We start from the raw sequence: 20505 nt of genomic DNA, 5'->3' as shown, positions 1-20505 counted from the left end.
ATTCAGCATCAAGGCGCGACGCGATTCGCGCCTTTTTTATGCCTGCTCATATTCCGTGCGGTTATAACAGCTTATTTTTAATTCTTTAATCCGTGGATAAGTTTGTGTCAGTCTTGTTCTATAACGACCTCGGGAGAGCAAGCAATGAATAAGTGGAGTATTGGTGTCACCCTGTTACTGGCTTCAACCAGTGTTCTGGCAAAGGATATTCAGTTGTTAAACGTCTCTTACGATCCAACCCGTGAGCTGTACGAGCAGTACAACAAAGCGTTTAGCGCGCATTACAAGCAGGAAACCGGCGACAATGTGGTGATTCGCCAGTCGCACGGCGGTTCAGGTAAACAAGCAACCTCAGTGATCAATGGCATCCGTGCTGATGTGGTTACGCTGGCGCTGCAATCTGATGTCGATGCTATTGCTGACCGTGGTCGTATCAATAAAGACTGGATTAAACGCCTACCGGACAACTCCGCACCCTACACCTCAACCATCGTGTTCCTGGTGCGCAAAGGCAACCCGAAAGGCATTCATGATTGGCCAGATCTGATCAAGCCGGGCGTTTCCGTCATCACGCCAAACCCGAAAACGTCAGGCGGCGCACGCTGGAATTATCTGGCTGCATGGGGCTGGGCGCTGGATCAGAACAACGGCGATCAAGCCAAAGCGCTGGCTTACGTGAGATCGCTGTTTAAGAACGTAGAAGTGCAGGATTCTGGCGCACGTGGTGCCACTAACACCTTCGTGGAACGCGGCATTGGCGATGTGCTGATAGCGTGGGAAAACGAAGCCTATCTGGCGGTAAATAAGCTGGGTAAAGACAAGTTTGAGATCGTCACCCCAAGCGAATCGATTCTGGCGGAGCCAACGGTTTCGGTAGTGGATAAAGTGGTCGACGAGCAGGGCACCCGCAAAGTAGCTGAAGATTACCTCAAGTATCTCTACTCGCCGGAAGGTCAGACTATCGCGGCGGAAAATTTCTATCGTCCACGTGATAAAGCCGTTGCGGAGAAATTTGCCAATAAATTCGCCCCGGTAAAACTGTTCACTATCGACAACAAGTTTGGTGGCTGGACGCAAGCCCAGAAAACTCACTTCGCCGATGGCGGCAGCTACGACCAGGTGATGAAGCCATAACGTACATTGTCAGGTCGCCATTTATGGCGACCTTTTTACATACCATTACGCCTCTTGCGTCGCCAACCGCCGACCGGCACGCTGGGCCACCAGCGGCAACAATGCCTGACGTACCAGATAGCCATCTGGATCCAGCCCCCAACCTAACGCAGCAGCGGCATCGACAATCGCTTTATCCCATTCCAGTTTTTTCCGTCCGTCACCCGCAGTGGTAATCACCACTTCACACGCATGATCGGATGCCTGATAGCGACGCCAGCTGCCTGCCGGCACGGAAATCACCGAACGCTCCGGCGCGGTCATCGTCACTTCTTCACCATCACGATTGAAGGTCACAGTAAGCGTGCCCTTAAACACCATGAGTACTTGCACCTGTGCGCAGCGGTGCGTACCCATCTCGCCCGCTTGTGGCAAAGCCAGCCACTCTACCGAGAAGCCGTGTGGCGTGTTGATGGGCGGAGCGACCTGACGATCCTGATTGATGCCATAGCCGATGACGGGTGCCATACGCGCACCGTGACCCGGCAACATGGCATCCAGTAGCGCGTGATCGCTCCAGGCGCGCTGCTCACCGGTGACGGCAAACTGCGCCATCTGCTCGGGCGTAAAATGCTGTAACTGCGCCATCTCCACCTCGGGCAGCGGCGGCATACGCTCTGCAACCGGCGGGATCGCCGCGCCGGTTGAGGTATCGATCAGCATGTTATTGGGGCTGAGATAGAGTCCATATTCCGCCGCCGCCGACATCACATCGGGATGCCAGATAATGCCGCCGGTGTTATCGCCGCCCAGCACGGTAAATACCCAGCCATCGGTATCGGTAGCCGACACATTGGTGAAGCCACGGAAAATCCAGGTGGGCAGGCTGACAATCGCCGGAGCGTCGAGCTCCAGCGACTCTTCGCCTTTATTCCCCCAGCGGAAACGCCAGCGGCCTTCATGGATCAGGAAGACTTCGGCAGTGAAATGCAGATGCAGATTATTGGTCACGCCTTTTGGCATCGCCGCCGCGCCAATGTTAAAACCGTGCGCTTCAGGAATATTGATCACCTGCTCAGACGACTGCGTCACGCCCGGCCCGATAAACGAGTAATTCTGCTTGAGATGCGAACCCGGCAGTTTGCAGTCGATAAACGCCAGATTGCACGACACCATATCTTGCGGCGCGATCAGGCGCGCACGTGCTGCTGTAGCGGACAATGTTTGCTGTTTCATCTTCTTCTCCTCAATAACCCGAACCAGAACGAACAGGCAACGCCTCACCGCGCGCGGTGGCGACAGCGTGGCGTGCGGCATGCGTTAGCTGCATCACATCATTGGCGGGGGTCACCAACTGAAAGCCCTGTGCGATGCGCTGTGCGGCGGCTTCTCCGCTGGTACAAAAAATACCGGCCAGTTTGTGGCCGGCGCGGGTGCGGCTCAGCACCCGTTCAATGGCATTTAACATCTCAGGATGCTGCGATTCGGCGCTGGCCTGGCCGGTGAGCGTAAGAGACAGATCGTTGGGGCCGATAAACACGCCGTCCAATCCCTCGACGTCGAGAATGGCATCAAGATTGGCCAACCCCGCGCGTGTTTCAATCATCGCCAGCGTCAGAATTTGCTGGTTAGCATGCTGCGGATAATCTTTGCCGCCATACAGCAGCGCACGCGCTGGACCAAACGAGCGCGAACCTTGCGGCGCATAGCGGCAGGCATCGACAAACTGCTGCGCTTCGGCGGCATCGTTGATCATCGGGCAGATAATGCCGTAGGCGCCGGCATCCAGCATGCGCATAATCTGCGCCGGCTCGTTGTGCGAGACGCGCACCAGCGGCGTCGCGGGTGTGGAGGATAGCGCCTGCAACATGCTGAGCGCGGCGGCGAAATCGATCAGGCCATGTTGCAGGTCAACGGTGACGGCATCAAAGCCCTGATGTCCGGCAATCTCGGCGCTGTAGCTGCTGGGGATCGCCAGCCAGCCGTTAATAATCGGTTCACGGCGTTGTTTTAAAGGGTTGATACGCATAATTCACTCCTCTTAATCCAGGTTTGCAGCGCGCGGGCACAGGCTTGCGGCTGCTCCAGCAGCAGAAAGTGTCCGCACTGCTCAAGCGTGATGTGGCGTGCGGCGGGAGCCGCTTTGACAAGCAGGTGATGGTGTTCGGGGGTGCAGATGGCGTCGCTGTCGCCGTTGAGGATCAACAGCGGTGCCTGCAGCGCCGGTAAGGTATGCCGTAAATCGCGACGTTGTATGGCGATGGCGGTCTGTTGACGAAAGCGCTCAACGCTGCTGCGTTCTGCCATCGTCACCAGCGCGCCAAGCAGCTCGCGATCCGCCAGCCGCGATGCATGCACATAGCGCGGCCAGAGTTGCTCAATCACCGATCGCATACCGTTTTTCGCAGCTCGATCAAGCAAGGCAATACGTCCCGCAGCGTTGACCGGCGCATCCGCCAACGGATTCACCGCCAGCAGCGCGAGGCCCGCGATGCGTTGCGCGGCTTGCGCCTGCATCTCCAGTGCCACCAGCGCACCCAGCGAGAATCCCACCAGTAAAAAGCGCGCCGGCAAGTCAGTCAGCAGTTGCGCCGCGAGCTGTTTGGCGCTGTCAGCACCGCTCATCTCGGGAATGATCATCGGCTGCTGCGGTAGATGGCGGCAAAGCGGTTGCCACAACGCGCCGTCGCACAAGGTACCGCCCAGTAACACCAAAGGCAGTGACATGATTAGCCCTCCGCCACAGGACGGGCATTCACCATCCGCATCACATGGCGCACCAGCAGCAGCGACAGCAATGAAATAATGCCAATCACCATAAAGCCCTGCTGCATCGCGAAGTAGTATTTGATGTAGCCGACCAGCACCGGGCCAAAGAAAATCCCAGCGGAGTAGATGCTTTGATATAGCCCAACGCGAGTGGATTGCTGCCAGGCGGGCGTGCGGGTGACGATCAGCGAATTCAGCACGGTGGAGATCATGCCGAAGGCACAGCCCGCCAGCGCCTGCAAGCCATACAGCAGCCAGATATTGGGCGCGTAAGGCATGGCTATCGCTACGGCCCCTTGCAGCACGCCGCCGATAATTGCCGTGTTGCGTAAGCCCAGCAGGCGATAGAAGAAGGGCGCGCACAGCGCGGTGGCCAGCGCATAGAAGAACAGATGGATGCCGCTTAGCGTCGCCAGCGAAGCGGCCGCCATGCCAAAGCCTTCTGCCAGTAGCGGCGTCAGCGTGTCGCGCGTGGCAAATGGCACCATCATCACCAGTGCACAGAGTCCGCCGAGATACCACACCGAAGGATCACGCAGCTGAGTGCGAACCGCAGAGAGACGTTGCGCCGTGGGCATCGCTTCCGGGCGTTTTTCACGGATAAAGAACGTCAGCAAAAAAGCCAGCAGCGCGGCAGCGGACGCCACCAAAAAGCTCGATTCGGCACCGAAATGACGGGCAATAAATCCTGCCACCGAAATCCCGATAAAAGTGCCTACCGGCGAGGTGACGCTCAGCATGGCGATCGCGGCGGCGGCTTCCAGCGGCGGGAAGTAAGCCACGAACATCACATTATACACCACCCACGTCGCGCTGGTGACGCCATCGGCGAGCTTGGCGATAAACAGTGTTTCCGGTGTCGGCCAAAGGTAAACCACCGGCCAGGCGATAAGCGTAAACAATAAGCCAATCTGGATAATGCGTTTGCGGCGGCGAAAGCGGTCCGACAGAATGCCGGTCGGAAAACGCAACAGCATCGAGGCCAATCCGGTAGCACCGATGATGATTCCCATCACGCGCGCCTCGACATTCAGCGACATGATGTAGGGGGCGAGAAACGGATCAAAGGCGTGAATGCTGATAAAAAACAGCAAGCTAATAATGAAAAACAGCAGCACATCACGACGCAATAACGCTTTCATAATGAGTTCCTCAATAAGCCGTCCAGCCGCCATCCACCTTCAGCGCGCTGCCGGTGACCAACGCTGCGGCCGGTGATGCCAGAAACACCACCGGCCCCATCACATCTTCCAGCGTGCCAAGACGACCAATCTGAATGCGGCGCAGCGTCTGCTGGCGAAACGCTTCATCTGCCAGCGAGGCCTGCGACAGTTCGGTTTCGATAAAGGTGGGGCACAAGGTGTTGATGCGAATGCCATCGCGTCCCAACTCCAGCGCCATGGCACGCGTCAGCCCTTCCAGCGCCGCTTTTGATGCGCAGTAGACGCTGCGCTGCGGGCCGCCGACGTGCGCCATCTGCGAAGAGAGATGGATAATGCTGCCGCCGTGTCCGGCGGCCTGCATGCCGGTCGCGACCTGCTGCGACAGGAAAAACGTGGCGCGCAGGTTTACGTCCATTACCGCATCAAAGTTAGCTTCGCTGACCTCGCTAAACGGCTGATGGCGCGCCAGCCCGGCGCTGTTGACCAGCACATGAAAGCTCGGCAAATCGTGTAGTGTCTGGCGCACCGCGCGCGTGTTGCAGACGTCGAGCGGCAGCGGATGCAATGTCAGGCCGGCGCTCGCCGCCTGCTGCACGGCGTGCGCCAGGCGATCGGCGTCGCGCGCGGCAATCCACACCTGCGCTCCGGCGTCGGCCAGCGCGATAGCGGCGGCAAAACCGATACCGCGCGAGCCGCCGGTCACCAGCGCGCGCTGTCCATCCAGGCGAAATGAAGGGGTAGTCGGAACCATGCGCGCCTCCTTATTTCACCGTAACCGGCGCGGGTGCGGCGTAGACCACTTCCTGCTGGCCGTAGCGGCGCACGCGGATATTGGCCTGTTCAGCATGACCGGCAAAGCCCTCCAGCAGCGCCAGGCGCGAGCAGTAAGCGCCGATTTCTGCCGAAGCCGCATCGCTGGTGACGCGCTGCCAGGTGCAGGTTTTCATAAATTTGCCCACCCACAAGCCGCCGGTATAACGCGATGCACCCAGCGTGGGCAGCGTATGGTTGGTGCCGATCACCTTGTCGCCATAAGCCACATTGGTACGCGGCCCGAGAAACAGCGCGCCGTAATTGCGCATGTTCTGGTGATACCAGTCATCGCGATCGGTCATCACCTGCACGTGTTCAGAAGCGATGCGGTTGGCTTCTGCCAGCATCTCATTGTGATCGGCACAGAGAATGATTTCGCCATAATCGTGCCAGGCTTGTTGCGCCACATCGGCGGTAGGCAGTTGCAGCAACAGCTGGTGGATATAGCGCTCGGTCTCCTGCGCCAGCTGGCGTGAGCAGGTCAGCAGAATCGCGGGTGAGGTGGGGCCATGTTCCGCCTGGCCGAGCAGATCGGTCGCGCAGAGTTCACCGTCAACGCTGTCATCGGCGATCACCAGCGTTTCGGTCGGGCCAGCGAACAGGTCGATGCCAACGCGGCCAAATAGCTGGCGTTTGGCTTCGGCCACCCACGCGTTGCCCGGCCCGACTAACATATCGACCGGCGCAATCCGCTCAGTACCAATCGCCATGGCGCCCACCGCCTGAATGCCGCCGAGCGCATAGATCTCGTTGGCGCCCGCCATCGACTGCGCCGCAACAATGGCAGCAGCCGGTTTACCGTGAAACGGCGGGGCGCAGCTCACGATGCGATCGCAGCCTGCGACTTTGGCGGTAATGATCGACATATGCGCCGAAGCCAGCAGCGGATATTTGCCGCCCGGCACGTAACAGCCGACATTGCTGATGGGAATGTTGCGATGGCCAAGTATCACGCCCGGACGCGTTTCAATCGCTAAATCGGTCAGGCAATTTTTTTGCGCCTGAGCGAAGTTATGCACCTGCTCCTGAGCGAATTCGATGTCGCGAATATCTTGTTTGGTCAGCTGTTGCAGGCAGGCATTGATCTCCTGCGGCGTTAAGCGAAAATCATCGCGGGCAAAGCCATCGAACTTAATCGAGAGTTCGCGCACCGCGTCATCGCCGCGCGCTTCAATTTGCGCCAGCACTGACTCCACATCGCTGCGTACGCGCTGTTGCTGCTGTTGGCGTTCTGCTTTCGCTGCCGCCTGTTTTAACCAGATTGCCATGCTCTTTTCCTCATCATTGATTGCCGTTAATCAGGTTTGCATACGTATGCAAAGAGCGTAAAGAGGCTGAAAGGGGAAAAGATGAAAAGTGAGAATGTGCGCAGTTTTTTCAAATCGCAGGCAGCAGAAAGCCCCGTAGAACGGGGAGTAACATGATGAATTTTCAGGTTTTACAGTCGCTCTATCGCCAAAGCGAGCGCCAGCAATGCTTCTTCATCAGGCGCTGGATAGAGCAGTTCCAGCCCCAGCGGCAAACCGTTAGCTAGTTGACCAAACGGCAACGTTACGGCGGGTAAGCCGCTGATGGCCGCCAGCTCCGGCGCCCAGCCCGGCGGCATCTTCTCCAGTGAAATCGGAGTGCGCTGGCTGGTGGGATAAATCAGCGCCTCCAGCCGCTGATCCTGCATCTGCTGTTGCAGTTGCTGACGCAAAAGGCGTTGAAAACGGCGTTGCTCGCGCCATGCGGCACACACCAGCGCGCTACGCGTGAGGTGTAATTGCAGCAGTTCATCGAACTCGGCGAGATGTTCGCCTCGTGCCAGCAGATCCGAAAGCGAAGCAGGCGCATGGTCCATTTTGCTTAGCCAGCGGGACATCGCCGGATGGAATTCGCGCAGGCTGAGACAAGGTTCCTGCGCCACGCGCGATGATAGCGGTAACCGCAGCGGAATTAGTGTGGCGCCCGCCCGCCGCAGACGAGAGAAAGCCTGTGCTAATGCCTGACGTTGCGCGTCATCATCGCCTGGCAGATCGCTAACCATGCCCAGCCGCACACCCCGCAAGGTTCGCTGCGCTAGCGGGCGCACCGGCAGCCCATGCGTTACCTGATGCAGCAGCGCCGCATCAGCCACGCACCATGTCATCGGCCCAACGGTGTCTTTGCTGAGCGAAAGCGGCGCGACCCCGCGCAGCTGGCGGCGGCGAAATGCCGGACGCAGTCCCACCAGACCGGTCCATGCCGCGGGAATGCGGATCGATCCGCCGGTATCGCTGCCGAGTGCCGCATCCGCCATACCGGCCACCACCGCCGCCGCGCTGCCGCCGCTTGAGCCACCGGCGGTCAGCTGTGGATTCAGGGGATTGCGCACATCGCCGCCGAGCGAACTGCGCGAACGTACGTCAAAGGCGAACTCAGACAGATTCGCTTTGGCGAGAATCAGCGCACCCGCAGTTCTCAGGCGTGCAATTACGCGCGCATCTTCACGTGGCTGTGCTTCGGCCAGCGCCCGGCAGCCGAGCGTGGTAGCCATGCCGACGCAATCAATATTATCTTTTATCACCAGCGGAATGCCGTGCAGCACGCCAACCGGCGCGCCGCTACGCCATAAGCGATCGCAGCGCTGTGCCTCTTTCATCACCTGGGGATTAATACTGATAATCGCGTTGAGCGCGCGACCTGCGTTGATAGCGGCTAAGCGGCGTTCAACCTCTTCCGCACTGTTGCGCTGCGGTTGCAGGCGCGCGGCACTCATTTCACCGCATCCTGCGACAGCATGCCGCTCGCTTTACGTGCCGCTGGCGGCAACTGACGCTGCTGCACCCGTTTTGCCGCTAGCGGTGTTAACACGCCAGCGATCAGACACAAGCCACCAATCACCCAATAACCCGCGTAGACATTGACGTGTTGCAACAACACGCCCATCAGCACCGGGCCGAAAAACATGCCGCACGAATAGATGGTTTGAAACAGCCCCATCCGGGTGGTTTGTTCATGTTCCGAAGTGTTAACCACGCTTAAGGACATAAACACGGCAAACGCCATGCCAAAGGAAAAACCGGCCAGACCTTGCCACAGGTAAATCAGCCACATGTTGCTGGTCAAGGGGACGAAAATTGACGAGATGATTTGTAATCCGATGCCCACCAGCGCGGTGTTAACCAAGCCCAGCCGCTGATAAAACACGGAACTGCACAATGCCACGGCCACACCATAAAACAACAAGTGGATATTACTCAGCACTGCCAGCGTGCCCGCCTTGGCACCTAACTGCTGAGCGTATATGGGCGTGAGCGTGTCGCGAGTGGCAAACGGGACCAAAATCACCACCGTCGCCAGCAGCCCAATAAACCAAATTGAGCGGTCCGCTAGCTGGCGTTTAGCGCTGTCGATACAGGCTTTGAGGTGCGGCGCTTTGTGGCTATCTTCCTCTTCACGAACGCGCAGGCTGAGAAGCAGCGCCAGGCAACCGGCAATCGCTGGCACAAAAAACGCCTGCGTACTGCCCAGCCATAGGGCAACGGCACCGCAAATGGCATTGCTAATAAATACGCCAATCGGCCCGGCCAATGCCAACAGCGCCACTGCAGCCGGCGCGTCATCACGAGGAAAATAGCGGATGAAAATGATGTTGTAGAGCACCCAACTCGCGGCAGCGATGCCGCAGGCCAGCTTGGCCAGCCAGAATGTCAGCGCAGCGGGGAACATCCACGCCAGCGGCCAGGCAATCACCGGCAGCAGCAGGGCGAACTGCATAAACACTTTGCGATTTTTCATCACGTCAGAGATGACGCTGAGCGGAAAACGGATACACAGCGACGCCAAACCAGAGGCGCCCATGATCATGCCGATGGTTTGCGGTTCAATGCCTAATCTCACCATGTAAGGCGCCATGAAGGCATCGAAGCCGTGAATGCAGATAAAAAACAGCACGCTCATGGTGAAAAACGTCAACAGCTCGGGACGGCTAAACAGTGCTCGAAACATGTTAAACCTCTTATCAACGCAGATAAGTGACTAAAAACGCGGGTTTCATCCTGAGTCCGGGTCGGTTATGTTGCATGCATTGAATACGTATTCAACGGCCGAAGTTACGAAATGATTTTATGTTTGTAAAGTGCGTGCTTGGCAATGTGAAAAAAAAGTTATTGAGTGTTGCATACGCATGCAAAAAAGGTGTAAGAGTAAAAAACACACACCGAAGCAGGTGAGTCCGGTTGATGAAATTGGCTACAATGCCCGGCAGTCACCCGTGCATCAGTGTGCTAAACAGGAAGATAACGCCATGAAACGTAAGACCTTCGGTCCAGTGACCTCACAACAAGTTGCGCAGCACGCCGGCGTTTCACAGTCTGCGGTATCGCGTACCTTCACGCCGGGCGCCAGTATTTCACCGGCCACGCGTGAAAAGGTGCTGCAGTCTGCCCGTGAGTTGGGTTATCGACCCAACGCGTTGGCGCGATCGCTGAACACCGCACGTTCGCGCATCGTTGGTGTGGTGATCTCCTGTTTCGATAATCCGTTTTATCCCCATGTGCTGGAAGCGTTGGGGCGTGAACTGGATGCGCTTAACTACCATCTGCTGCTGTTCGTCAGCGATCGGGATAGCAATGTTGACCGCATTTTCGATCAGATCATGCAGTACCGCGTGGATGGCATTGTGCTGGCATCCGGCGCGTTATCCGATGCCTTATCCGAAGAGTGCCACGGCGCGGGCATTCCGGTGGTGCTGTTCAACCGCACCGCCGAAAGCGAAATGGCGTCAAGCGTGAATACCGATAACCGTGCCGCCGCACGTCAGATCGCCGAATTTCTGTTGGCAGGCGAACATCAACGCTTTGCCTGCATTACCGGCGCGGACAACGCTTCGGTAAATCAGCTACGGCTGGACGGTTTTCGCGAGGCATTGCGCGCGCGCAACATCGACGTCACGGTGTTAGCGGGTCAAAACGACAGCGAGCAAACCGCACAGGCGGCGCGTCAATTGTTCAGCAGCGGCACGCCGCCCGATGCGGTGTTTGCCGTCAACGATCATATGGCGCTGACGGTTATGGATGTGGCGCGTTACGAGTTTGGTCTGCGCATTCCGCAGGATGTGTCGGTGGTGGGTTATGACGATGTTGGTCCAGCGGGCTGGCCTTCGTATGCGCTGACGTCTATCTGTCAGCCGGTTGAAGTGATGGTGCAACGCACCATTGGCCTGCTAATGCAGCAAATCGACAGCGCGGTGATGGCACCCGAGCAAATTGTTATTCCCGGCACGTTGGTAGTACGCCACTCCGCGCGGCGTCCGCGTCACGGCGTGGTAGAAGAGAACGGCCAGCTGCTATTTCGTTCAGAGGAGGTTGAGTAATGCGATTGCCGGGTTTCAGTCCCCAGTTTGATTCTATTCAGCAGTTTATTCTGACGTTAACCCACGTGGTATGGGAGCAGAAGGATATCGGGCAGCTGGCTGATTTCTACGCCACGCCGGTGGTATTTCACACGCCGGAAAAGCGCCTGACCGAACTCAGCGATTTCATGCGTTTGACGCTGGAAGCGTTACATTGCTTCCCGCAGCGTCAGGTGCTGACCGAAGATATTCTCACCGCGCGTGAAGGCGATACCTGTTGGTACGCCTCGCAGCGCACGCAGGCACGTATTCAGCATCTGGGCGAAGGCTTCTTTGGCGCGCCGAGTGGCAAAACGGTTTGGGTACGTACTTTCGCCGATCGTATTTGTCGTGATGGGCTGGTGGAGCAAGAGTGGCTGCTGCAGGATCGCGCGGGCATTCTTGCGCAGATTGGTACCAACGTGGCGGAGTTTGCCCAGCATCTAACGCAGATGCGCCAGCAGCAAGGGCTGGAGATGCCCGCGCCCGAAGAGCTGGAAGCACGTTGGGCTGGCGGCCCGGATGGCGATGATGCCGAAGGAACCATCGCGGGTTTGATTGAGCGCTATCTCAGCATGTGGGCCGGCGGCAACAGCGGCGTGGTGCCAGGTGTTTATCATCCTGCCGCCACCTTGCACGGACCGGGCCACAGCAGCTTTACCGGCGAGCAGGAGATTGGCAGCTTCCTTTCCGGCTATCGCGCCTCATTCGCTGACAGCGAAACGCAGCTGCATCATTTGGTGGTGCGCCGCGATGCCAACGAACCGGTGCGCATCAGCCTGCGCTGGTCACTGTTGAGCTGGCATGACGGCTACGGAAAGTTTGGTCCGCCGTCGCGCAAGCCAGTGTGTATTTCCGGTATTTCTCATTTGGAATTACGTGATGGCGTCATCATGCGGGAATATTTAGGTATTGATGAACTCTCAATCTGGTTACAGCTACTCAGCTGATTAATCAGCACTTTTAAATAACGCATCACGTCACGGTAATTAATCCCTTAATTACCGACGGCGTTCTGCACCCTGAATTCAGCCGGGTGAATCGGCAGCGCTTGATTGCGAGGACCGCGCTCACCCTTAATTCGTCAAAAGCAGGAGTGTTTATGTCTACAACGGATACGGCTAATAAAGCCACCGCCAGTGAAAAGAGCGCAGAAAAAACCTCAGCACGCACCCAGGCCGAACCGGTTTTGCAGGTTGAGCGACGGGATTTTGTCGATCTGGTTCCAGAAAACCGCGCGCGGGTGCAGCCAATGCGCGGTTTCGATCCCTGCTATACCGATATCGTTGATTACATTGTGCGTTGTACCCACAAGATCTGGGATGAGCGCGATGTCGGGCTGATCTACAGCCATTACACCCATAACTGCGTGTTATATAACGCATTGGGCACCATTTATACCCGTGAACAAGTGGTGCTCGATACCTTGCAACGTTTGGTCGCCTTCCCGGAACGTCGCGGCATGGCAACGCAGGTGATCTGGAACGGCAACGACGTTGACGGTTTTTACACCTCGCATCTGGTTACCGGTAGCGGCCGCCACACGCAGCCAAGCCAGTACGGTAAACCCACTAATCGCACCTTTACCACGCGTACCGTGGCGGATTGCATGATTCTGGAAAACAAGATTTACCGCGAATGGGTGGTGAGCGACAACATGTCGCTGATGCGTCAATTGGGGCTGGATACCGACCAGATCGCGTACAACATGGCGAAAGAGCAGTTTGATAAGGGTTTCCGACTGACGGAGATTGGGGAGAACCGTCGTCTGCTTGGCCAGTATCCGCCGGAAAGCGATCCGGATTACACGTTGGCGCACAGTGATACCGAAGCACAGGTGCTGGGCTGGCTGCACGAGATTTACAACAAACGCATGCTGGGCAAAGTGAAAGAGGTTTACGCCAGCAATGTGCAGTGGCACGGCCCATTGATGAAAGAGCTGTATGGTCAGGCATCGGTGATCCATCAGACGCTGGCGCTGATCGGCATGATCCCGGACGGCGCATGGATGCCGCAGCATATCTGCTCCAATCCATGTGAAGAGGGCGGCACCAAAGTGGCGGTGCGCTGGGTAATGGAAGGGCATCATCTTGGCTACGGCGAGTTGGGTAAACCGACGGGACAGCGTCTGCTGGTGATGGGCATGAGCCATTATCACGTGGTGAACGGCAAAATTGTTGATGAATGGGTGGTTTACGATCACCTGGCGATGCTGGCGCAGATCAAATTGGGACAACTGGCGGAGACGGAAGCATGAGCAAACAACGCGTGCAGTTTATCAAGCAAGCCGCGGGCGAGGATGCGCAGGCGGATGCCAGCCTGATCGCCACCGTGAGCGACATTATTAGCAACGTGCGTCAGCGCGGAGACGCGGCACTGCGTGATTACTCGCAGAAATTTGATGGTGTCGCGCCGGAGCAGCTGGAAGTTTCGGCAGCAGAGATCGAGCAGGCGCTGGCGCAACTCGCCGATCAAACCCGCCAGGACAGTGAGTTTGCCATTGCGCAGGTGCGCCGCTTCGCCGAAGCGCAGCGCGCCACCTTGCAGCCGCTGGAGATTGAGACGTTGCCGGGCGTTCATCTGGGGCATCGCATCATCCCGATTGAAACCGTGGGCTGCTATGTGCCGGGCGGACGCTATCCGATCCTCTCCGCGCCGGTGATGTCTATCGTGCCAGCGGTTGTGGCGGGCTGCGATAACATCATCGCCTGTCTGCCGCCGGGCGCTCATCCGGCAATGATTGCAATTTGCCACTTGGCCGGAGCGCACCGCATTTTCAAAGTTGGTGGTGCGCAGGCCATTGCCGCGATGGCATACGGCACCGCATCGCTGCCGGCGGTGGACAAGATCGTCGGGCCAGGCAACGCTTTCGTCAATGAGGCGAAGCGTCAGGTATTTGGCAAAGTGGGTATTGATGCGTTGGCGGGGCCGAGCGAAATCTTTATCGTCGCCGATGACAGTGCTGATCCGCGCGTGCTGGCAGCGGATCTGCTGGCGCAGGCGGAGCATGACGTGCGCACGCGTGTTGGGCTGGCCACCACCAGCGAACGCGTGGCGCATGCAACATTGCGGGAAATTGAGGCGCAGCTGGCATCCTTGCCGACGGCGAAAACGGCTGGTGAGGCGTGGCAGCGTCAGGGCGAAATTGTTCTCTGTGCCGACGAGGATGCGATGGTGGCGTACACCGATGAGATCGCCACTGAGCATCTGCAAATCCATGCGCGCGATCCCCATGCGCTGGCGGCGCGCATCCGCAATTACGGATCACTGTTTATCGGGCAAAACGCCAGCGTGGTGTTTTCTGATAAATGCTGCGGCACCAACCACACGCTGCCCACCATGGCGGCGGCACGTTACACCGGCGGATTGTGGGTCGGTGCGTATCTGAAAACCTGCACGCATCAATGGATTGACGATCAGGGCATCGCCGCCATCGCTGCTCCTGCGGTGCGCCAGAGCCGTACCGAAGGGATGCAGGCGCATCGTCGTGCAGCGCAGATTCGTTTGCAGCCAGAAAAACTCGACGCCATCCTGCGTGGCGCGGAGGATTAGTCCGTGACTTTCATCACCTGCCAGGCGAGGATGCTGGCAGGTGATGAACAGAGGAATCGGGCTATGCAGGGCAGTCGTCGTACCCTGAAGTTACTTACCGCTTTATTGGTGCTGTTGATTGTCGGACTGATCGCCGGCGCCATCCATTTCCATAAAAACTCTAACGCCTTATGGCAGATCATCAGCGAAAAGTGCGTGCCGAATATGGCGGCGACGGGCAACCCAGCGCCATGCCAGCAGGTGAATAGCGCGCAGGGTTACGTCACGCTGAAAGATCTCAACGGGCCGTTGCAGTATCTGCTGATGCCGATCGAAAAAATCACCGGCATGGAAAGTCCCATCATTCTTGAACCTGCTACACCAAATCTGTTTGCCGAGGCCTGGCAACAGCGCGCATTACTGGCGCAAAGGCACGGCGCGCCGATTCCCGATAGCGCGCTGTCGCTGGCCATCAATGCGCAATACGGGCGTACGCAGAATCAGCTGCATATTCATATTTCCTGTCTGCGTCCAGATGTGCGCCAGCAGCTGGATGCGCTGGCACCGAGACTGAATGCGCAGTGGCAGAGTGAAACGCTGCGTAAGCATGGTTATCTGGTGCGGGCGCTTTCTAAGCAAGAGCTGGCGCAGCAGAGTGCGTTTATCCGTCTGGCGGATGAAGTGCCGCATGCGCGCAGCGAGATGGGGAAATATGGCCTGGCGCTGGCACAGCTGCCGGATGGCCGTTTAGCGCTGCTGGCGCTGGAACGTAACTGGCTGAAACTGAACAGCGGTTCGGCGGAAGAGCTGCAGGATCATAACTGCAGCATATTGCCGCAATAACCCTTTTTTCGTAGGGGCGCAATTAATAGCGGCCAATAAAAAAGGCGGCTAATCAGCCGCCTTAATCTGCACCTAAACGCTAAGTTACGCGTTTTTCGCTGCTGCTGCCGCTTTCACGATCACCGCAAAAGCATCCGCTTTCAGTGAAGCACCGCCAACCAGCGCGCCATCGATATCTGGCTGGGTGAACAGCTCAGCGGCGTTTTTGTCGTTGACCGAACCGCCGTACTGAATGATCACTTGCTGAGCGATAGCCGCATCTTTCTTAGCGATGTGGTCACGAATGAATTTATGCACCGCCTGAGCCTGCGCTGGCGTAGCTGATTTTCCGGTACCGATAGCCCAAACCGGCTCATAAGCGATGACTGCGCCTTCGAACGCCGCGGCGCCCTGCGTTTCCAGCACAGCGTCGATCTGACGTGCGCACACTTCTTCCGTTTTGCCCGCTTCGTTTTCTGCGTCAGTTTCACCGATGCACAGAACCGGCACCAGACCCGCTTCTTTCACGACGGCAAATTTCTTCGCGATGAACTCATCGCTCTCTTTGTGGTAGGTGCGGCGCTCAGAGTGGCCGATGATGATGTATTTCGCGCCAACGTCTTTCAACATGTCTGCGGAAGTTTCGCCAGTGAATGCGCCAGACAGATTAACGTCAACGTTCTGAGCACCCAGAGCAATGTGGCTACCGGAAATGGCGTGTTTCGCCAGGTCCAGATAGATGGCTGGCGGTGCAATCGCGACGCCACAACCATCAACACCAGACAGCTCTTTGCGCAGGCCTTCAATCAGCTCTTTGGTGATCTGCTTGCTACCGTTCAGTTTCCAGTTACCCATAACCAGTGGATGTCGCATTCTTTCCTCCGCATAACGCGATTCATGAAATAGCGCTGCCATCGGGCAGCGATGTCTGCGAGACAGTATAGAGATCAAATGTGTTGCTGGCTTTGCTTTTCGTCATTTTTGCCGGTGCGATCAGGGCGTCGCGAGCGCCAGTTTTATCGGCTCAACGGCGAAGGTCAAACCCTTGTCGCCGTTGTCTGCCACCACGAAACGCAATGCACCTTCGGTGCGGGCAAAATAGCGCGCACCTTTACCGGCGCTCAGCAGGGAATCGAGTTTTTTACGCCCCTCTTCGGGCGACAAGCCGGGAGTGAAGAAGCGCAGCAGGGCGGTCATGTAATCCATGGCGCGAGCCTGCGCGGCTTTCATATCGGGACCGGGAACCGGCAGCCAGGTGATTTGCAGGGTTTTGATTTTGCCGGTGCCTTGCTCCAGCGCGGTTGAGGCATACAGCGTTTCGCTGATTTTGCTGGCGGCACGCGTCAGATTGCTTTTATCGCCGCGACTATCAATCGCGCGATACTCCTGCAGCAATGCATTGGGATTAGCAGCGTTGTACTTCTCACGGAACTGAGCAACGGTCATATCGAACGTCGGCGCACCCGCGAGCAGATAGGGCGCTGCAGGCAGATGATCGCTACGATCCAACGCGGGTGCATCGTCCGCCCAGGCGGGAAATGTCAGTGCGAGGCCAAGCAGCAGCGCGACTGGCAGGTTGTTCATTGCTTCGGCCCTAAATCATTCACTTAGCCCACGATTAGAACGGTTTTTACCGGGCAAAGTCAAAACCCACACTGGGAAAAATCTCAGATTATTCGCTCCGCGCCAATTACCAGTAATGCTCGCTGGTCATGTGGCCGGGTTTGCGTTTGAAATGTTTGCGCATCTCACGCGTATCTTTGAGCAGCTGCTGGGTATCGCGCACCATCTGTGGATTGCCGCACAGCATCACATGGCTGGTTTCTGCCGTCAGCGGCAAGCCAACCGCACGCTCCAGTTCTCCGCTTTCAATCAACTGCGGTACGCGGCCGTGCAGCGAACCGGCGATCTCTTCGCGGCTCACCACCGTTTGGATGTGTAACTTGCCCTGATAGCGCTGCTGCAACGCCTGCATCAAGGGCAGGAAGCTCAGGTCATCGGCGAAGCGCGCGGCGTGTACCAGCACAATATTGTCGAAACGATCCAGATCTTCGCCCTGTTGCAGAATCGATAAATAGGGGCCGATCGCCGTGCCGGTCGCCAGCATCCACAGCGTTTGGCAATCTGGAATTTCGTCGAGCACAAAGAAACCCGCCGCCTCTTTAGTGATCATCACCTGCTCGCCGGGCTGCAGCGCCTGCAAACGCGGGCTCAGTTTGCCTTCCGGCACCGTGACCAGATAAAACTCCAGCAGCGGATCCTGCGGCGCGTTGACGTACGAATAGGCACGCTGCACGCGCTCACCGTCAATCTCCAGAGCCAGCTTGGCAAATTGTCCCGCGGTAAAGGTATCAATCGGCGCTGCAACGCGCAGGCTGAACAGTGCGTCGGTCCAGTTTTTTACCTCTTTCACTTCAGCATTGATCCACTCTGCCATGCTCACTCCTTAGTGTTGAATATTCAGGCACATGATTATCATCGTTATCCATCCGATAAATTTCCAGCCCTGCACCCAGTAAAGGGCTCTCAGCGACAAACGCAGCGCACAGATCAGCAACTGTAGCGGGCGGTTTACAATCTGGACAAACAGCTTGACGGCTTGAGACATACAGCTTTGCCTGCGCCTCTCGATTTGTCACTGAATCCTGATATTTTTGCCGCCATAAATCCGAGGCGGCCTGTTTTGTGCTGCTTATTCTTTGTTTCTCAGGCAGACATTTTGTTCCATGTTGATAAGTAAAACGCAAAATCGCTTTCTGTTATTCATGCTGATCGTGCTGGTGGCGGTTGGGCAGATGGCGCAAACCATCTATGTGCCAGCCATGGCCCACATGGCCGAAACGCTTAATGTGCGCAGCGGGGCGATCCAGCAGGTGATGGCCGCCTATCTGATGACCTACGGCGGATCGCAGTTGATCTACGGCCCGCTGTCGGACAGTTTTGGCCGCCGTCCGGTGATCCTGATTGGCATGACGATCTTTGCCGTCGGCGCGTTGATCGCTATGTTCGCGCCCTCGTTGGATATTTTGGTGCTGGGCAGCGCGGTACAAGGTTTAGGTACCGGCGTGGCGGGCGTGATGGCGCGCACCATGCCGCGCGATCTCTACTCCGGCATCGCGCTGCGCCAGGCGAACAGCTTGCTTAATATGGGCATTCTGGTCAGCCCGCTGCTGGCTCCGGTGATTGGCGCGCTGCTGACGCATCTGTTTGGCTGGCACGCCTGTTTTGCCTTCCTGCTGCTGCTGTGCGTCGGCGTCACCGCGTCGATGGCGCGCTGGCTGCCGGAAACGCGTCCAGCGGATACGCCCGCCACGCCGTTCCTGCGCCGTTATGCCACTTTGCTGAGCGACGGCAACTTTGTGCGTTATCTGCTGCTACTGATTGGCGCGCTGGCGGGCATCGCGGTGTTTGAAGCCAGCTGTGGCGTGCTGATGGGCGGCGTGTTGGGGCTGGATGGATTGACCGTCAGCATCCTGTTTATCCTGCCGATTCCGGCGGCGTTCTTTGGTGCCTGGTTTGCAGGACGTGAGCAGAAATCCTGGCACACGCTGATGTGGTACGGCGTGAACAGCTGCCTGTTAGCGGGCTTGCTGATGTGGGTTCCGGCCTGGTTTGGCGTGATGAACATCTGGACGTTGCTGGTGCCGGCTGCGCTGTTCTTCTTTGGCGCGGGCATGCTGTTTCCGCTGGCAACCTCGGGCGCGATGGAGCCGTATGCGTGGCTGGCGGGCAGCGCGGGTGCGTTAATCGGAGGCTTGCAGAACCTCGGTTCCGGCGTGGTGGCGTGGCTTTCTGCGCTGTTGCCGCAGCACGATCAATCCAGCCTTGGCATGCTGATGTTTGTGACGTCGCTGGTGATGCTGCTGTGCTGGTGGCCGCTCTCACGTCATCCGGAGAGCGGCAAGCAGGCGATTACAGGATAAATTGATGCAGCGCCGCGTCTTTGCGATCCAGATAGTGGATTGACTGGATGCGGCGAATGGTGCGCGATTTACCGCGCACCAGCAGGGTTTCGCTGGTGGCGATGTTGCCGTTACGCGTGATGCCTTTCAATAAATCGCCGGTGGTGATGCCGGTGGCCGCGAAGATAACGTTATCGTTGCGCGCCATCTGATCCAGCTTCAGTACCTGACCCGCTTCAATGCCCATCTCGGCGCAGCGTTGCAGTTCATTCTCGCCCAGACGACGATTCTCTTCGCTATCGCCTTTCACTTCGTGACGTGCCAATAAACGTGCCTGCATGTCGCCGTCCATCGCGCGGATCACGGCCGCCGACACCACACCTTCCGGCGCGCCGCCGATGCCGTACATCACATCCACTTCGCTATCCGGCATGCAGGTCAGAATCGAGGCCGCGACATCGCCATCCGGGAAAGAGAACACGCGCACGCCGAGCTGCTGCAGCTGGGCAATCACCGCATCGTGGCGGGGCTTGGCCAGAATCGATACCGTTAACTGGCTGAGCGGTTTGCCCAATGCCAGCGCGATGTTTTTCAGGTTGATATCAAGCGGCAGATTGAGGTCGATGGTGCCACGTGCGCCCGGTCCAACAATCAGCTTTTCCATGTACATATCAGGTGCGTGCAGGAAGCTGCCCTTATCACCAACAGCCAGCACCGCCAGCGCATTGGCCTGGCCCATCGCCGTCATGCGTGTGCCTTCAATCGGATCGACCGCGATATCCACCGCGTCGCCACGGCCGGTACCGACTTTCTCACCGATATACAGCATAGGCGCTTCGTCGATTTCGCCTTCGCCAATCACAATCTGGCCGTCGATATCAATAGTGTTGAGCATAATGCGCATGGCGTGAACGGCTGCGCCGTCGGCCGCATTTTTATCGCCGCGTCCTAACCAGTGATAGCCCGCCAGAGCGGCGGCTTCAGTCACGCGGGAAAATTCAATCGCGAGTTCTCGTTTCATGGTGGCACCTGACAA

At 57.7% G+C, this 20505-nt stretch carries 20 protein-coding genes; 7 read left to right on the top strand and 13 right to left on the bottom strand.

All coding sequences use genetic code 11. From position 1 onward, the window contains the following. Window positions 1-144 precede the first annotated feature (144 nt). On the top strand, window positions 145-1134 hold the full coding sequence (locus AAF463_RS18975) for a sulfate ABC transporter substrate-binding protein (protein WP_192415318.1): 990 nt from the start codon (window positions 145-147) through the stop codon (window positions 1132-1134). Window positions 1135-1179: 45 nt separating this feature from the next. Here AAF463_RS18975 and AAF463_RS18970 read toward each other — a convergent pair whose 3' ends face one another. The 8 genes from AAF463_RS18970 to AAF463_RS18935 all read right to left on the bottom strand — a co-directional run bounded on the left by AAF463_RS18970 (window position 1180) and on the right by AAF463_RS18935 (window position 9830). After that, window positions 1180-2349 carry a cupin gene (locus tag AAF463_RS18970; RefSeq protein ID WP_350261286.1) on the bottom strand — a complete coding sequence of 390 codons (1170 nt, stop codon included), beginning with the start codon at window positions 2347-2349 and terminating at the stop codon, window positions 1180-1182. 10 nt (window positions 2350-2359) lie between these two features. Further along, window positions 2360-3142, bottom strand: a complete 783-nt coding sequence (locus AAF463_RS18965) for an aldolase/citrate lyase family protein (protein WP_101760659.1) — start codon at window positions 3140-3142, stop codon at window positions 2360-2362. After that, window positions 3124-3840: an alpha/beta hydrolase gene (locus AAF463_RS18960; protein WP_350261285.1), complete on the bottom strand. Its 717-nt coding sequence runs from the start codon at window positions 3838-3840 to the stop codon at window positions 3124-3126. Before AAF463_RS18960 ends, AAF463_RS18965 begins: the two co-directional genes overlap by 19 nt. A 2-nt stretch (window positions 3841-3842) precedes the next feature. After that, entirely contained in the window at window positions 3843-5024 is a 1182-nt protein-coding gene (locus AAF463_RS18955) for an MFS transporter (protein ID WP_158238591.1), read from the bottom strand. A 10-nt stretch (window positions 5025-5034) separates the two neighbouring features. Further along, complete coding sequence (locus AAF463_RS18950; RefSeq protein ID WP_350261284.1) at window positions 5035-5796, bottom strand: SDR family oxidoreductase; 762 nt, start codon at window positions 5794-5796, stop codon at window positions 5035-5037. A 10-nt stretch (window positions 5797-5806) separates the two neighbouring features. Beyond that, window positions 5807-7126 carry a histidinol dehydrogenase gene (hisD, locus tag AAF463_RS18945; RefSeq protein WP_350261283.1) on the bottom strand — a complete coding sequence of 440 codons (1320 nt, stop codon included), beginning with the start codon at window positions 7124-7126 and terminating at the stop codon, window positions 5807-5809. A gap of 170 nt (window positions 7127-7296) precedes the next feature. Then, complete coding sequence (locus AAF463_RS18940; RefSeq protein WP_350261282.1) at window positions 7297-8598, bottom strand: amidase; 1302 nt, start codon at window positions 8596-8598, stop codon at window positions 7297-7299. Further along, entirely contained in the window at window positions 8595-9830 is a 1236-nt protein-coding gene (locus tag AAF463_RS18935) for an MFS transporter (RefSeq protein ID WP_110868189.1), read from the bottom strand. The genes AAF463_RS18940 and AAF463_RS18935 overlap by 4 nt, the downstream gene beginning before the upstream one ends. 298 nt (window positions 9831-10128) lie before the next feature. Here AAF463_RS18935 and AAF463_RS18930 point away from each other — a divergent pair, with 298 nt between their 5' ends. The 5 genes from AAF463_RS18930 (at window position 10129) to AAF463_RS18910 (ending at window position 15588) form a co-directional block, all read left to right on the top strand. Further along, window positions 10129-11196: a LacI family DNA-binding transcriptional regulator gene (locus tag AAF463_RS18930; RefSeq protein WP_101760652.1), complete on the top strand. Its 1068-nt coding sequence runs from the start codon at window positions 10129-10131 to the stop codon at window positions 11194-11196. Then, entirely contained in the window at window positions 11196-12164 is a 969-nt protein-coding gene (locus AAF463_RS18925; RefSeq protein WP_110868187.1) for a nuclear transport factor 2 family protein, read from the top strand. Before AAF463_RS18930 ends, AAF463_RS18925 begins: the two co-directional genes overlap by 1 nt. 152 nt (window positions 12165-12316) lie before the next feature. Then, the gene (locus tag AAF463_RS18920; protein ID WP_061720303.1) at window positions 12317-13471 is read left to right on the top strand and encodes an ester cyclase; all 1155 of its coding nucleotides are present in this window, start codon (window positions 12317-12319) and stop codon (window positions 13469-13471) included. Next, entirely contained in the window at window positions 13468-14766 is a 1299-nt protein-coding gene (hisD, locus tag AAF463_RS18915; RefSeq protein WP_101760649.1) for a histidinol dehydrogenase, read from the top strand. The genes AAF463_RS18920 and hisD (AAF463_RS18915) overlap by 4 nt, the downstream gene beginning before the upstream one ends. Window positions 14767-14829: 63 nt before the next feature. Further along, window positions 14830-15588, top strand: coding sequence for a CDP-diacylglycerol diphosphatase (locus tag AAF463_RS18910; RefSeq protein WP_101760648.1), 759 nt, complete (start codon window positions 14830-14832; stop codon window positions 15586-15588). 84 nt (window positions 15589-15672) lie between these two features. Here AAF463_RS18910 and tpiA read toward each other — a convergent pair whose 3' ends face one another. The 4 genes from tpiA to AAF463_RS18890 all read right to left on the bottom strand — a co-directional run bounded on the left by tpiA (window position 15673) and on the right by AAF463_RS18890 (window position 18175). Beyond that, window positions 15673-16440, bottom strand: a complete 768-nt coding sequence (gene tpiA / locus AAF463_RS18905; RefSeq protein WP_008109693.1) for a triose-phosphate isomerase — start codon at window positions 16438-16440, stop codon at window positions 15673-15675. Between the two features lie 120 nt (window positions 16441-16560). Beyond that, on the bottom strand, window positions 16561-17151 hold the full coding sequence (locus AAF463_RS18900) for a YiiQ family protein (protein WP_350261281.1): 591 nt from the start codon (window positions 17149-17151) through the stop codon (window positions 16561-16563). A gap of 106 nt (window positions 17152-17257) precedes the next feature. Beyond that, on the bottom strand, window positions 17258-18004 hold the full coding sequence (fpr, locus tag AAF463_RS18895; protein ID WP_110868182.1) for a ferredoxin--NADP(+) reductase: 747 nt from the start codon (window positions 18002-18004) through the stop codon (window positions 17258-17260). Between the two features lie 9 nt (window positions 18005-18013). Further along, entirely contained in the window at window positions 18014-18175 is a 162-nt protein-coding gene (locus AAF463_RS18890; RefSeq protein WP_350261280.1) for a hypothetical protein, read from the bottom strand. A gap of 118 nt (window positions 18176-18293) precedes the next feature. Between AAF463_RS18890 and emrD the strand changes: the two genes are divergently transcribed. Continuing rightward, a complete protein-coding gene (gene emrD / locus AAF463_RS18885; RefSeq protein WP_350261279.1) occupies window positions 18294-19490 on the top strand; it encodes a multidrug efflux MFS transporter EmrD in 1197 nt (398 codons plus the stop codon). Here emrD and glpX read toward each other — a convergent pair. Beyond that, window positions 19480-20490 carry a class II fructose-bisphosphatase gene (glpX, locus tag AAF463_RS18880; RefSeq protein WP_350261278.1) on the bottom strand — a complete coding sequence of 337 codons (1011 nt, stop codon included), beginning with the start codon at window positions 20488-20490 and terminating at the stop codon, window positions 19480-19482. The genes emrD and glpX overlap by 11 nt on opposite strands. Window positions 20491-20505: the final 15 nt, after the last annotated feature.

Source organism: Pantoea sp. BJ2 (genome assembly GCF_040255075.1).
Classification (GTDB): Bacteria; Pseudomonadota; Gammaproteobacteria; order Enterobacterales; family Enterobacteriaceae; genus Pantoea; species Pantoea leporis.
The sequence above is the reverse complement of the archived record's forward strand: the minus strand, read 5'-3'. Positions and strand labels throughout refer to the sequence as shown.